Source organism: Alcaligenes faecalis, assembly GCF_041521385.1.
Taxonomy (GTDB): Bacteria; Pseudomonadota; Gammaproteobacteria; order Burkholderiales; family Burkholderiaceae_B; genus Alcaligenes; species Alcaligenes faecalis_E.
Genome location: NZ_CP168006.1, coordinates 474,010 through 487,064, shown reverse-complemented (window position 1 = coordinate 487,064; position 13,055 = coordinate 474,010). Strand labels below are relative to the sequence as shown.

12 protein-coding genes and 1 riboswitch are annotated in these 13,055 nt (G+C 54.0%); of the genes, 6 read left to right on the top strand and 6 right to left on the bottom strand.

What is annotated here, in order from left to right; genetic code table 11:
• The first annotated feature begins 106 nt into the window (after nucleotides 1-106).
• On the top strand, nucleotides 107-1,753 hold the full coding sequence (locus ACDI13_RS02275) for an AarF/UbiB family protein (RefSeq protein ID WP_316989004.1): 1,647 nt from the start codon (nucleotides 107-109) through the stop codon (nucleotides 1,751-1,753).
• Nucleotides 1,754-1,905: 152 nt separating this feature from the next.
• On the opposite strand, the gene ACDI13_RS02270 is transcribed toward ACDI13_RS02275, so the two are convergent.
• Nucleotides 1,906-2,604 (bottom strand): cytochrome b/b6 domain-containing protein, encoded by a 699-nt coding sequence (locus ACDI13_RS02270; protein WP_316989003.1) that lies wholly within the window; start codon nucleotides 2,602-2,604, stop codon nucleotides 1,906-1,908.
• A gap of 78 nt (nucleotides 2,605-2,682) precedes the next feature.
• On the bottom strand, nucleotides 2,683-3,195 hold the full coding sequence (locus tag ACDI13_RS02265; protein WP_316989002.1) for a hypothetical protein: 513 nt from the start codon (nucleotides 3,193-3,195) through the stop codon (nucleotides 2,683-2,685).
• A 310-nt stretch (nucleotides 3,196-3,505) separates the two neighbouring features.
• Here ACDI13_RS02265 and ribA point away from each other — a divergent pair, with 310 nt between their 5' ends.
• Nucleotides 3,506-4,177, top strand: coding sequence for a GTP cyclohydrolase II (gene ribA / locus ACDI13_RS02260; protein WP_316989001.1), 672 nt, complete (start codon nucleotides 3,506-3,508; stop codon nucleotides 4,175-4,177).
• A 318-nt stretch (nucleotides 4,178-4,495) separates the two neighbouring features.
• On the opposite strand, the gene ACDI13_RS02255 is transcribed toward ribA, so the two are convergent.
• Nucleotides 4,496-5,122: an NAD(P)H-dependent oxidoreductase gene (locus ACDI13_RS02255; protein ID WP_316989000.1), complete on the bottom strand. Its 627-nt coding sequence runs from the start codon at nucleotides 5,120-5,122 to the stop codon at nucleotides 4,496-4,498.
• Between the two features lie 125 nt (nucleotides 5,123-5,247).
• Between ACDI13_RS02255 and ACDI13_RS02250 the strand changes: the two genes are divergently transcribed.
• On the top strand, nucleotides 5,248-6,156 hold the full coding sequence (locus ACDI13_RS02250) for a LysR family transcriptional regulator (RefSeq protein ID WP_316988999.1): 909 nt from the start codon (nucleotides 5,248-5,250) through the stop codon (nucleotides 6,154-6,156).
• Between the two features lie 5 nt (nucleotides 6,157-6,161).
• On the opposite strand, the gene ACDI13_RS02245 is transcribed toward ACDI13_RS02250, so the two are convergent.
• Complete coding sequence (locus ACDI13_RS02245) at nucleotides 6,162-7,724, bottom strand: glycosyltransferase family 39 protein (protein ID WP_316988998.1); 1,563 nt, start codon at nucleotides 7,722-7,724, stop codon at nucleotides 6,162-6,164.
• 90 nt (nucleotides 7,725-7,814) lie between these two features.
• Nucleotides 7,815-7,991: riboswitch (yybP-ykoY riboswitch) on the top strand.
• Between the two features lies 1 nt (nucleotide 7,992).
• On the opposite strand from ACDI13_RS02245, the gene ACDI13_RS02240 reads away from it, so the two are divergent.
• A complete protein-coding gene (locus tag ACDI13_RS02240) occupies nucleotides 7,993-8,568 on the top strand; it encodes a TMEM165/GDT1 family protein (protein WP_316988997.1) in 576 nt (191 codons plus the stop codon).
• A gap of 5 nt (nucleotides 8,569-8,573) precedes the next feature.
• Here the strand turns inward: ACDI13_RS02240 and ACDI13_RS02235 are convergent, their stop codons facing one another.
• Together ACDI13_RS02235 and ACDI13_RS02230 are read right to left on the bottom strand one after the other, a co-directional pair.
• Nucleotides 8,574-10,280: a methyl-accepting chemotaxis protein gene (locus ACDI13_RS02235; RefSeq protein WP_316988996.1), complete on the bottom strand. Its 1,707-nt coding sequence runs from the start codon at nucleotides 10,278-10,280 to the stop codon at nucleotides 8,574-8,576.
• A 201-nt stretch (nucleotides 10,281-10,481) separates the two neighbouring features.
• Nucleotides 10,482-11,108: a helix-turn-helix domain-containing protein gene (locus ACDI13_RS02230; protein ID WP_316988995.1), complete on the bottom strand. Its 627-nt coding sequence runs from the start codon at nucleotides 11,106-11,108 to the stop codon at nucleotides 10,482-10,484.
• Nucleotides 11,109-11,578: 470 nt separating this feature from the next.
• On the opposite strand from ACDI13_RS02230, the gene ACDI13_RS02225 reads away from it, so the two are divergent.
• Nucleotides 11,579-11,746: a hypothetical protein gene (locus ACDI13_RS02225; RefSeq protein ID WP_372372655.1), complete on the top strand. Its 168-nt coding sequence runs from the start codon at nucleotides 11,579-11,581 to the stop codon at nucleotides 11,744-11,746.
• Nucleotides 11,747-12,018: 272 nt separating this feature from the next.
• Nucleotides 12,019-13,053, top strand: a complete 1,035-nt coding sequence (locus tag ACDI13_RS02220; RefSeq protein ID WP_316988994.1) for an ATP-binding protein — start codon at nucleotides 12,019-12,021, stop codon at nucleotides 13,051-13,053.
• Nucleotides 13,054-13,055 lie beyond the last annotated feature (2 nt).

Sequence of the window (13,055 nt, the reverse complement as noted above, 5' to 3'; positions counted from 1 at the left end):
CTATCCCCGAGCTTGCCCACTGAAAATGTGGATAAGTGGATAAGTAAGTCATTCGGACGCTGCGGTATGCTACTTTTCTCAGGGCGTACCCTACTGGAGAGCGAGTATGTTGGGAGGAACCTTGTTGGCCTTGCGCGACCATGCGCGCGTGCGTGCCATCGGAGCGGTCATTGCTCGATACGGGATCGGGGATGTGATGCATCGCCTGGGCTTGTCGGAGCTGCTGCCTGGCAACAAAACTTCGGTGGCGACTGAAATGCCCGAACGCTCTGCGCCCGAACGCTTGCGACGTGCCCTGGAAGAGCTGGGGCCGACCTTCATCAAGCTCGGTCAGATTCTAGCCACACGCAATGACTTGTTGCCATTGGAATGGACCCAGGAGTTGGAAAAGCTGCAGGGCCATGCTGCGCCGGTGCCTTGGGAGGCTATTCGGCCCGAGTTGGAGCAGGCTTTAGGCCAGACAGTCGGGCAGGCCTTTGCGCGTTTTGATACTCAGGTGCTGGCCTCGGCTTCTATGGCGCAAGTGTATCGTGCCTGTTTACGCGATGGTACTGACGTGGTGGTGAAAGTACAGCGCCCCGGTCTGGAGCCCTTGATTCAGGCTGACCTGCGTTTGCTGAAACAGATTGCCCGCTTGGTGCAGCAGCAAGGTTTGCTGCCCGAGTATCGCCCTTACGATATTGTGCGTGCCTTGGCCGAAGCCATGGCCGATGAGCTGGACTTTACACGCGAAGCGGCCAACACCCTGGCGGTGCGCGAGAATATGCAGCCCTTTAACGATATTGTGGTGCCGCGTGTTTATATGGAGTGGACCAGCGCCACGGTCATGGTTCAGGAATTTGTGCCTGGAGTCTCGCCGACTCAAGAGGGGCAACTGCAAGCTCTCGAAGTGGATCGACCCTTGCTGGCTCGTCGAGGGGCCTTGGCCTTTTTACATATGGTTCTGGAGGATGGGCTGTTTCATGCTGACCCGCACCCTGGCAACATGATGGCGCTACCCGGCAATAAGCTTGCCTTTATTGATTTTGGTTTGGTGGGCCATTTGACGGAACGTCGTCGTCAGCAATTGCTGGTTTTATTGCGTGCGATTGTGGATGGGCAGGCCGATGGGGTGGCCACCACCTTGCTGGACTGGTCTGGTGCGGAAGATTTCGATTGGAGCCGGCTGGAGGAAAGTGCCCAGCGTTATGTCGCCCGACAAAGTAGTGGGCTCTTGTCCATTTCAGCGGCTTTGCTGGACTTTATGACTTTGGCGCGTGAGAACCATTTGATTCTGCCGCCCGATCTGGCGTTGTTGTTCAAGGCCTTTATCACAGCAGATGGGGTGTTGAAACGGCTGGACCCGCAGTTTGATGTGGTCGAGGTCGCACAACCGGTTATCCTGGCCTTGATGCGCAAGCAGTATGCGCCTCGCCGTGTTTATGCGGACTTGCAACGCAGCTTGCTGGAGTCTCGCCAACTGGCTATGGATGCGCCTCAATTGCTGCGTTTGCTGATGCATCGTGTCCGGCAGGGCAAGATTTCCGCGCGCATTCAAATCGAAGGTATGCCTCGTTTGGCTTCATCGCTGGAAAAAGCGGCTACCCGTCTGGCAATTGCGATTGTAACGGCAGCTTTTGTGCTGATTCTGGGGCCGGTGCTGGTAACACGCGGCCCCGCTTGGTTGGGACTGACTATTTTTAGCTGGGCCGGTTTAGTGGCGGCCGTGTTGGGCTTGGTGCTGGTCTTGTGGGGATTTTGGCGACGGCGCTGATCATGGCTTGGGCTAGTTCCCTTTTGTGCAGACCGTGCTCAAGCGGCTAGTCACCATCCAGTTTAAAAGACGGCTAGTAAAAATGCGGCCTAGGCCAAACAGTCCCCGTATTATCCCCAGGTTTATTCACAGCTTTTGGGGATAAGTCGGGTTTACATAAAATCGTCCATGCCGCCACCTACCGGTGCCAAGCCGGTGATCCAGTACACGCCCCAGGCAATCAGCCCGGCGATGAGCAGAGCGAGTAAACGGGTTTTCCAGTTGTCTTTGCTGGCAGGCAGCGCAGGCTCACTGGGTACGGGCATGCTGCCCTTGACCATGACGCTGGTTAATTTCTGACCACCCAGGACGCGATACAGAAAAATAGCCAGGATATGCAAGCCGATAATGGCCAGCATGATCCATTCGTTGGCTTTGTGCAGGCCGGTCAGGGTTTTGGACCAGTCGCTGCTCAGATAGGCCAGAGGGCCTGTCGTGAAAATGTCGTCATTGGCAAACAGGCCCGAGACAGCCTGAAAACCAAACACAATCAGCATGATCCAGACAGACCAGGCACCGACCGGGTTGTGGCCCGGATAGATCGCGGGCTTGTCGCGCAGATAGCGCAGGCTGCGTACTGGATTGGGAAAGAAGTGGCTAAAGCGGGAGTAGTAGCCACCGATCAAGCCCCAGACCAGTCGGAAGGCCAGCAGTCCCAGCGCCAGCAGACCAAAGCGTACGTGCCAATCCATCCACAGCCCGCCAACTTTGATTGTCACAAAACAGCCCACAATGCTGATGACCAGCAGCCAGTGGAACAAACGGGTGGGTAAATCCCAGATGAGTAAAGGGCGAGTCGAGGAGGCTTGCATAGGGAAAATCCGGAGAGACGTAGACATCTGATTATAGTCAGTGTTCCGTTTGAGTCCGCTATTCCTTGTGGGTTCCCCTTATTGCGTGCTTTGGCGGCGCTTGCGCAAACTGATTTTGCGCCCATCGTATCGGTATTCGTCAATCATGGCCGGATTGTCCCGACTGGGCGTTTCCATAATCAGGGTTCGGCCATGATGGCGTACCCGGATTTTTGCGTTGCATGAGCCAAAGGCTGGCGAGACGGTATAACCCTTGGACGAGACGGTGACCCAGTGGTAATTGATCGAGCAAGCACCCAGGCCCTTGTCGACGGAAATTAGGGCCGTTTGATTGTTGGCTTGCTTGAAAGCGTAGGGGATATTGATCATCCCTTTTAGCTCTGGCTCAATGGTCTTTGCGTCCAGTTGCAACTGCGCTTCGTAGACATAATCGCTTTGGCTTACCTGCAGGGTGCCGTAGGGGCTATCCAGACTGAGCTGTGAGGGAGGTTGAGGCCAGACCTGGCTTGCCGCGCCATGGGCGACAAACGCTTGCAGGGCTAAAGTAAGCCCAAGGACAAGGTGGCGGATAAAGGCCTTAAGGGCAGGCATGATTCATCAGCTTTGAAGGTGATCAGGGCTCAGTGAACAACACAAGATGCCATAGATAGTCTGTATTTGTAAATTCCATAACATTTTATGTATTTTCTTGTTGCGTAGAATACCGGATAGCAGAATTTTTCGCTATAAGGATAGGCACATAAGGTGACTATGTCATTTCTGTGTCATGGGCAAAGAGCGGCAGTTAGCCCTGAAAAGCATCTTGTCCCAAGCTGAAAGAAACAGGCTGAATTGGGCTATCATTGCTAGATTGCCCCGGATGGGGCCAAGCCGCATTTCTTCGTTGCAGCAGAGACTCATTATGCAATCCATCCCGGATGCCGCACTGGCGTCAGAATCGGACTCTACGCTGGTTGCCCAGCAGGCCAAACCCGGCGCTTTATTGGACTACGTCAGCTCCAGCCGTTTGCCCACGCCGTGGGCCGTATTTCAAATCCATGTATTTGTAGAGCGCAGTAATCAAAAAGAACACGTCTTGTTGACCCTGGGGGATGTGGCCAACGGCGAGCCGGTCCTGGCCCGTGTCCACTCCGAGTGTCTGACAGGTGACGCCCTGTTCAGTCTGCGCTGCGATTGTGGCCCTCAGTTGCAACTGGCACTGGAGCGTATTGCTACGGCAGGCCGTGGTGCCTTGATGTATTTACGACAGGAAGGGCGAGGCATTGGTCTGGTGAACAAGATCCGTGCCTATAACCTGCAAGATCAGGGTGCTGATACGGTGGAAGCCAACGAAAAGTTGGGTTTTCCGGCTGACATGCGTCGCTACGATATTTGTAAGGATATGCTCGAGCACGTCGGTATCCAGAAATTGCGTCTGATGACCAATAATCCGCGCAAGGTAAAAACCTTGCAGGACATCGGCATTGATGTGGTGGAGCGCGTGCCGCACCAAATTGAAGGTAATCCCTTTAACGAGGCTTACCTGAATACCAAGCGTCTGCGTTTGGGCCATTGGCTGGAAACGGACGAATAGGTACGGGGCGAGCCTGACGCCAAGTGGGTACCTGCACAGGGTCAGGGATCACTTGGCTAAACCTGGCGCGCTTAGGATAAAGGGCCATGTATAGGCCCTTTTTTTGTTGTTCCGTCGATGGCACTGAATGGTGTCATGTCGAGCTTAGCCTGTTCATGCCTTCGTTTTCGCGCCTGGCAGCAAGAGCGAGCCGGAATAAGAAGCCGGATGCCTAAAAAGCACCGCCAGACTGGATCGAGGTCGCAGTCTGGCGGGGGTTGGGCGATGCCGCGTGAAGGATTTCGCGTTGCGGTCGGATTGACTGGGAGCGCGTCTATTTTAGGCTGTGCTCTTTTCCAGCAAGGCACTGACACTGGCTTTGGCATTTTCTACAATCTGATCACGTAGCTCTGGGCTCTTGCCCAGACCTTCGGCGTACACAATACGCAGGTCGGTCACCCCCATGAAACCGAACATCACGCGCAGATAGCTTTCCTGGTGTTCCATGGCCCGGCCTTGTTCCGACTCGGAGTAGATGCCACCACGACTTAGAACCAGGTAAACCGTTTTGTCGCCCGCCAGACCTTCCGGGCCATTGCTGGTGTAACGGAAGGTGCGACCAGCTTGAGCCAGACGGTCCATCCAGGCTTTCAGTTGACTGGGGATGGTGAAGTTATAGAAGGGGGCACCAATCACAATGACGTCCGAGGCCAGAAACTGGTTCAGGTATTGTTCGGTGATGGCGTTCTCGGCGCGTTGACGCTCGTTCAGTGTGGCGGGGTCCAGACCCAGACGCATGCCCAGGGAGTCAGCCGAGAAGTGGGGTGGTGGGTTCAGGGCCAGATCGATATGCTCCACGTGGACTTGATCGTTTTGCTGGCGCAACTGATCCACTACAAATTGCGAAAGTTCGCGGGAAACGGAGTTGGCGCCGGTGATGCTGGAGTCTACGTGTAGCAGTTTCATGATGTCTGTTGTCCAAAGTAATCAAGGAATGGTGTCATTATGTTTGATACCCATACCTTTGATAAGCCGGTTTTTCTGAGAAAGATTGTTCTAATTTTGTCTGTAATTCTGGAAAACATCCCTGTATGTATGACTTAAATGACATGGTGTTGTTTACCGAAGTGGTGCAGCGCGGCGGGTTCAGTGCTGCCGCCCGGCACTTGGGTATGCCGCCATCGCGCGTGTCGCGGCGTCTTAGCCGCCTGGAAGCAGAAGTTGGTGTGCGCTTGTTGCAACGCACGACGCGTAGCCTGTCTCTGACTCCTGCCGGAGAGGTATTCCTGCGCCATTGCCAGGCCATGCGTGACGAGGCCGAAGCGGCTTATGCCGCTGTTGCGCAAGTGCAGCAAGAGCCGCGTGGCCTTTTGCGCATCAGTTGCCCGGTTACCTTGGCCCATACGGTCTTGTCGACCGTATTCGCCCAGTTCTTGATCCGTTATCCCCAGGTCGAGCTGGAGGTAGAAGTCAGCAATCGGGTCGTTGATCCGGTAGCCGACGGGATTGATGTGGCCTTGCGGGTACGCAGTACCCTAAGTGACAGCGCCAGCTATATCGTGAAGCGTCTGGGTGAAACCGGGGCGATTCTGGTCGCCCAGCCTGCGCTGCTGGCACGTTTCGACCCGGTGCGCGGCCCGGCAGATTTGGTCAAGTTGCCCACAGTGGCGATGTCGGCCCGTCAAGGGCAAAACGAATGGGAATTGTATGGTCCCGAAGGGGCCAGCCTGACAGTCACGCACAGGCCGCGTTATATGGCCTCGGATTTGCTGACCCTGCGTGAAGGGGTGGAGCAGGGCATAGGCGTGGGCATCTTGCCTGACTATATGTGTTGCGATGCCTTGAGGGCTGGGCGCCTGGTGCAGGTTCTGCCGCAGTGGGCGCCCCTGCCGGGGATTATTCACGCCGTGTTTGCTTCCCGGCGGGGCATGGCCCCGGCAGTGCGACATTTTCTGGATTATCTGGGTGAGCAACTGCCCGTGCATCACCCGCAGATTTAAGCGTTTTAGCGCGTAGTGGCTAAAAAGGGGCAACTGCTGTGCGCGGGTAGAATTGCCCAGTTCAGATCAATCAAGGGGCTGCGCTCGGAGGACCAGCGTTGCTTGGCCAGCCCCTTGATGGGCGCTTGTTCGTACAGCTTGAGCAAGGGGGCCGGAGGCTCTCCACGGGTCTGGATGCTGTATACAACCAGTGCTCCGCATTGCAGGTCTTGGGGGAGAGTCAACCAGGGCGAAGCAGCAGGATCGGCATCAATAAAGACCATGACGTCTTGCCCAGCATGAACGGCAATGTTTCCACCCAGCCAGGTGTCCGCCACTACAAGGCTCAAAGGGATGCCGGGCATGTGTTCTTTCCAGATGGCTTGCATCAGGGCAGACACCTCAGGGCCGGGAAACGTGGATCGAGAATCCCGGCCTGTATACCAGGCCAGTGGGCCACGGGCCAAGGCATAACCCGTTGCCAATAGAATTTGCAGCACGATCACAATAGTGGCGACGCGACGTAACTGAATCTTGTCTTTGCCGTGCATGATCCACAAGGCAAAAAAGCCATACAGCACAAAGAACGTTGTTGCCCAGGATGCCACCAGACGGGTACCCATAATGGCAGAAATCAAGACTGTGCTAACGATAGGCGTCAGGCCCACCCACAGTAGAAATTGCTTGTCGCTGCTAGAGAGGGAATGGGCATAGCGTTGCGGGTTTGGCTGGGCGCTATCGGGCGTAACCTGCTCTTTGCGGTCTCGACGATTCCAGACGCTCAGTGCAATCAGGGCCACTATCATGGGGCTGAGCCGCCCCAGTTGGTCCAGACTAAAAGCCAGCAGCTCCTGATAGGCCTCCCAGCGAGTGTGCGTTTCCAGCGAACCATCCATATAGCGGAAGGGGGCGAAATCGTGCTTTAGCAACCAGTACAGATGCGGAGACAAGACCAGCACATAGGTAAGCAGGGCCAAGCCCAAGCCTGCCCAGGTTTGTCGCTGACGCCACATACCGCTGCGCAGGAAATACAAAAAGAAGGCGGTGAATAGAATAAGGGCGCTGTATTTGGTGACCGTAGACAGCGCGGCGACCGCGCCCAGCCATAACCAATCTGCTGGTTTTTGATCCCGGCTGGCACGATAGAAAAGCCAGGTCGCGGCGGTAACCGACCACAGTTGGGCCGTGTTGTGATTAAAGATGGTGCCGCGCAAGGAAAAATAAATACTGACAGAGCTGATCAGCAAGACCATGAAAGCGCGTTCAGGATTCAGGAACTCGCAGGCCAGTTTCCAGATAAACCACAGTCCCAGTACCGAGGCCGTTATGCCTGCCGCAAAGGTCAGCCAGGCCGGGCGCCCGAGCACACTGGTCAAGGCGGCCATCACCCATGAGGGGAAGGGCGGATGCTTCAGATAGCCCAGCTCAAAACTGACCGACCAGACCAGCTCTTCCATGCCGTCCAGGTCGGGCGCCTTGTGGCTAATGGCCATCAAAACGGACCACAACAAAATCATGAATAACAAATACAGCAGCACATAAGGCTGGTAGGTGTTGGGCTTGCCTGATGCTGGGGGGTGGGCAGTCATGCGTAAGGTGAAAGCGTGAAAATAAGCAAGTGTACTTCCAGTGCGTTGAAAATCTCCGATTGGACAGGTGCACTAATCTACGCTACGATGCGCTTCGTCATGAGGGAGTAGCCGCTTCGGATTAGCGAAGATCAGCGTCAACATACTTGGCCTATACAGGGTCATGGCGCTGGTAGCAACTTAGCCTGGCAAGACTTTTGACCATAGACCTTCGCGTTTGGCCGGGAGGGTTTGTGGTCATTCGTCTCGTATCCGGCCAGGAGTTGTTATGGAAGCGTTGTTTATCTCCACGGGTGTGGTTGCTCTGGCAGAAATTGGGGACAAAACCCAGTTGCTCGCCTTTATTCTCGCAGCCCGCTACAAACGCCCTTGGCCCATTATTCTTGCTATTTTCATAGCAACCTTGGTCAATCACGGCCTGGCTGGTGCTATTGGTGCCTGGGTTCCTGCTTTGCTGGATCCTGAAGTGCTGCGCTGGGTACTGGGTGTTTCTTTTCTGGCCATGGCCATCTGGATTCTGATTCCCGACAAGATTGACGATGCCGAAGCCTCGCGTACGCGTTTTGGCGTGTTTGGTACCACGCTGGTCACTTTTTTCCTGGCCGAAATGGGTGACAAGACACAGATTGCCACGGTCGCTTTAGCCGCTCAATATCAAGAATTTGCTTGGGTGGTGCTGGGCACGACCTTGGGGATGATGCTGGCCAACGCTCCAGCCGTCTTGTTCGGTGAACGTATTGCCCGCCGCTTGCCTACTCAACTGGTCCACCGTATTGTCGCCTGTATCTTTGCTGTGCTGGGCGTGCTGGCCCTACTGGGGGGCACCCAAAGCCTGGGATTTTAGTATTGTTATGTGTTGGATATCACTTGTCGGAGCCGTCCCGGCTGGGTGGACCTGCGACGAGCGGTATCCATATTCACGATGGGTGCCAGAACCAAAGGGGTCGGCGAGCGTGCGGGTTCGTGGGTACGCGCGTTGTCTCCATGATTCAGGACTCGGATTGCCTCTTGCAGCTCGGCACCGTTCTGGTTCAGCTCCTGAGCGGTTTCGCTCAAATCATGAACCAGGGCGGCATTGTCAGTGGTAATTTGATCCACTTGTTTCAGGGCTTGGGTCAGTTGGCCTAAACCCATGCTTTGCTCGCTGGTGGCAGCAGAAATTTCACCCATCAAACCCGCCACTTCAGATACCGAGGCCAGAATTTCCTGCATGGTTTGGCCGGCATGTGCCGCATGATCCGCCCCTTCGGCACTGAGTGTTTGGGTTTGCGTGACGAGCTGCTTGATTTCATCGGCTGCTTGGGCGGCTTGCTGAGCCAACGAGCGAACGGCAGAAGCGACCACTGCAAAACCTTTACCGGCCTCTCCAGCCCGCGCTGATTCAATCGAGGCATTGATTGACAAGATATTGGTTTGAAAGGCGATGTTATTGATCATCGAGACAATATTGCCAATATGCTGCGAGCTTTCCAGAATCTGTTGCATGGACGAACTGACTTTCTGAACCGCCTCATTGCCACGACTGGCAATATCTGCACTGCGGCTGGCCAGTTCATGGCTGGCCTTGGCATTGTCTGCGGTCTGCAAGACGGTTTGTCCGAATGAGCTCATGCTGGCGGTTGTCTCTTGCATGGAGGAAGCTTGTTCTTGAGTGCGTGCTTCCAGCAAGGTGCTATTGTCAGAGAGTTTGCGTGATACCTGCTGATTGCGTGTACAGCTCTGGTCCACGTCCGTGCTGATGCTCATCAGGCTTTTGCGCATCAGGTCCAGATTCTGTCCCAGTGTTTCCAGTTTTTTCACGGCAGGCCCACGTGTATTGACCGTCAGGTTGCCTGCTGCAATTTGTTGAGCGATGTGCGTGGCTGTTTTAAACGATCCCAAAACGCGCCGCATCAAGATGGCTTGATAGCCTAAAATCATCAAGGTGCCTATGCCCAGGGAACTGGCCAGCAGAATCATGCTTTGTTGTGGCATTTCCGTACTCAGGATCATGGCAATAATCCCGCCGGTAATACCTAGATTCAATATGCCTTTGCGCAGAAAAGCCGCCAGTAAGCTGGGGCCAAGTAAAAAGCGCAGCCCAGCAACAGGGCGCCGCCAACTGCGGTCCATAATTTGACCTGCGCGGATGGTTCGCGAACGATTTCGGCCTTCGCGCAATTCCTGATAAAACTGTTCAGCCGCTTGAATATCCTGAGGTTTTGCTCGTACCCGTACCGACGCAAAGCCGGTTAATTCGCCTTGTTCAATAATCGGGCTGGCATGGGCGAGAACCCAATAAAAACCGCCGTCTTTGCGGCGATTCTTTACCACTCCCACCCACGAACGCCTCTGTTTCAGGGTATGCCACAAATCTGCAAAAACTTCCGATGGCATATCGGGGTGGCGCACGATATTGTGTGGCTCGCCTATCAACTCTGCCCGACTAAAGCCGCTTACCTCGACAAAGGCCGGGTTTGCATAGATGATGCGGCCGGCCAGATCAGTTTTGGAAATGAGATATTGCTCGTCCAGAAGCTCGGTTTCGACGCCGGTAATGGGTAGGTTCTTGCGCATAGCTTTTCCCCTTATATTTTTGTATCAGCAGAAGACGCGAGATAAACGGATCAATTTCTTGTTGTGAATTTTCGTGAATAGTATCATTTGATCCGTTTTTTATGTCCAAAAATAAAAAATTGATAATCAAATGAAAATTATTGTCACAAATGGCTTGAAATTGAAAAAATTGATCCGTACTGATACTGGGGGAAGAGGTGCTCAGGAGGGCAGGTACTGGGCGTGGAAGGCTTCGCTGAGCAGTTGCAACAGCAAGGCGATGGGAATGGGCTTGGCCAGGGCTGTGGCGTTGCTGGGCAGGCCACCACGTGCGTGAATGTCGGCAGCACTCAAAGCGGAAATCACGTAGATCTGGGTATGTCCTGTTTCGGGGGCATCCGCCAAGGCCTTGAGCATGGCAAAACCATCGAGCTTGGGCAAGTTCAGATCCACAATAAGGACATCGGGGTAGAAATTGCCCGCGGCTATCAGACCTTTGAGCCCATCCTGCTCGCAACGCAGTTCAATCGGAAAGGGCAGATGTTCCATAGCCATACGGTAAATAGCCAGCAGATCCAGATCGTCTTCAACGACCAGTACGCGCAGACAGGGTTCTTCGTTGCAAACGGGCAGGCTCGTCGGGGTAGTAGGGGCACCGGGCAGTTGCTGACTGCTGCGCCCTTGGCGCTCTTGCAAAATGGTTTGCACGGAGTCGCGGTCAATGCGTCGGTGGCCGCCTTGGGTTTTCCAGGCTTTCAGGGTTCCGGCTTCTACCCAAAGTTGTACGGTGCGTACGGACACACCTAGTAAATCAGCAGCCTGCCGAGTGGAGTAAACGGCGTCGTTCATGGAGTCAAAAAAATGAAAGCAGGCCAGACCGGGGTAGTCAAGGAAAAGGGCCCCGATGTAGCAGTGCAGAGTGTAGAGACGATATTAGTAAGTACTGAAATTGAAATACTAATACTGGCAATGGGAAGTGGCCTGTTCATGCCTAGTGATAGGCAGAGTATTCGACACACATGCTTCTAATATCTCCGATTTTCAGATGTTCATGTTTCTTCAGGGAATCACTTCAATCTGGCGGGCCTATGAACCTGGACTCGCCTTGCTGATTTTACGCGTATCCCTTGTGCTGTCGTGTTACCGGACCTTCCAGTGTAGGTCGTTGAACACACTTGTCGTGTAATGCAGCAAATTGGTGCCCAGGATAGTGGGGGGACTGCCCAAGCAGAAAAACAGGGTGTTTGCACCCTAGTGTTTTTTGTGGGTATTGACCTTGATCCCAGTCAGCCTTTATGAAATAAATAGGAATCTATTTTATGCAAGCCTCCTTATTTTCTACAATCAGCTCTGTGCGCCTTATGATACGGCTGTTTATGATTTTAAACAGTCTGGCGCGTTATTTTGGAGTCAAGATTTTTAAACGTCATAGTGCTTTTCCCGTTTTTTGGCTTGTTGGTAATGAAATAACGTTATTAGGTAATTGATCGTTTGTTTCACCCAGGCCGATGCAAGATATCGGCGTGTCGATAATCCCATCCGGAAAAAAGCAGGTGTATTTTCGGAGCCTGATCTTTTGCGGCATGGCGATTGAGAACGCACTGAGGCAGGCACAGTGCTTGTTTTGGGGCAGAAATAGGGGATTGACTTGTTGCTCACATTATTTACCAGTTTTCTAATGGGGCAACGCTTGTTTAATCAAGCGAGTGTTCCTAAATGGCCCAGGCTGACTTATGAAAGATCGCATTGTTCGGAACAAATGCTGGATACCTTGCCGGATGCGATTGTGATGTTTGATTCCGGTGGGAGGCTGCTGGGCTGTAATCGGGCCATGCGTAACATGTTGGGTCTGCCGGAGCTGGTCAATGGCAAAAATGACTTTCTTGATTTTTTCCAACGTCTCGAAAATGGACTGCAGGCCGATTTAGCGTATTTGCTACCTGGAATTAGCCAAGCTATTTACCGCAGCAATCATCCCTTTTACGGTATGCACCGGGATGGTGAAGGCGAGCGCAGACGTGCACTGGAGTTTCACTCCTATGCTGCGCCAGCTCCAGATACGGCCACGTTATTGATGATTCGCGATGTCACCGCTCACATGCAAAAAGAACGAGACCGGGCAGACTGTTTTGCGGTGGCCGCCCATGAAATACGCTCTCCGCTGGCGGCCATCAGTGGCTATATTGAATTGCTGCAGTTGGAGGCTACCCCGTCAGCCTGGGCCAGTAAGATTTACATGCAGTTACATGAAAAAGTCCGAGGTGTGGATGTGCTGCTGGATGAGTTGACGCAACTGAATCGCATTGAGTACGACGGGGTCGGCAGCCGGGAGTGGCGCGCGTCGGATTTGCGCGCGGTGTTGCGTCTGAGCCTGCGTGCTTTCAATGAACAGCGCCAGCGGATTTGTCTGGATTTACCGTCGCACAGTTTGTGGGCCAGAGTGGATGTTGTTCCTTTGCTTGTGGCGCTGCGAAATGCCCTGGAAAATGCCTTGAAGTACTCGGCTGCGGATACCGTGGTGATCTTGCGTTTGCGGCCTGGCCAAGCTGGTTGGGCCTGTATAGAGGTTCTGGACCAAGGGCCGGGTATTGATCCTATTTATCAAGATAAAGTGTTTGACAAGTTCTATCGCCTACCTGGCCAACAGGTACAAGGTAGTGGTCTGGGTTTGTCCATTTTGCGTTCGATTGTGCGGCACCACGGGGGCAGGGTGTATTTCAAGGAACATCCGGGACCGGGTGCGCATTTGGTCATGGAATTGGTTCTGCTGCCTTCCGCATCGTATACACCTTAATC

Bases quoted from the DNA above. Each gene is read 5' to 3' on its own strand.
- ACDI13_RS02255 (WP_316989000.1), bottom strand. From the start codon at position 5,122: ATGAAACTGCTACACGTAGACTCCAGCATCACCGGCGCCAACTCCGTT.
- ribA (WP_316989001.1), top strand. From the start codon at position 3,506: ATGCAATCCATCCCGGATGCCGCACTGGCGTCAGAATCGGACTCTACG.
- ACDI13_RS02270 (WP_316989003.1), bottom strand. From the start codon at position 2,604: ATGCAAGCCTCCTCGACTCGCCCTTTACTCATCTGGGATTTACCCACC.
- ACDI13_RS02265 (WP_316989002.1), bottom strand. From the start codon at position 3,195: ATGCCTGCCCTTAAGGCCTTTATCCGCCACCTTGTCCTTGGGCTTACT.
- ACDI13_RS02275 (WP_316989004.1), top strand. From the start codon at position 107: ATGTTGGGAGGAACCTTGTTGGCCTTGCGCGACCATGCGCGCGTGCGT.
- ACDI13_RS02220 (WP_316988994.1), top strand. From the start codon at position 12,019: ATGCTGGATACCTTGCCGGATGCGATTGTGATGTTTGATTCCGGTGGG.
- ACDI13_RS02230 (WP_316988995.1), bottom strand. From the start codon at position 11,108: ATGAACGACGCCGTTTACTCCACTCGGCAGGCTGCTGATTTACTAGGT.
- ACDI13_RS02240 (WP_316988997.1), top strand. From the start codon at position 7,993: ATGGAAGCGTTGTTTATCTCCACGGGTGTGGTTGCTCTGGCAGAAATT.
- ACDI13_RS02250 (WP_316988999.1), top strand. From the start codon at position 5,248: ATGTATGACTTAAATGACATGGTGTTGTTTACCGAAGTGGTGCAGCGC.
- ACDI13_RS02235 (WP_316988996.1), bottom strand. From the start codon at position 10,280: ATGCGCAAGAACCTACCCATTACCGGCGTCGAAACCGAGCTTCTGGAC.
- ACDI13_RS02225 (WP_372372655.1), top strand. From the start codon at position 11,579: ATGCAAGCCTCCTTATTTTCTACAATCAGCTCTGTGCGCCTTATGATA.
- ACDI13_RS02245 (WP_316988998.1), bottom strand. From the start codon at position 7,724: ATGACTGCCCACCCCCCAGCATCAGGCAAGCCCAACACCTACCAGCCT.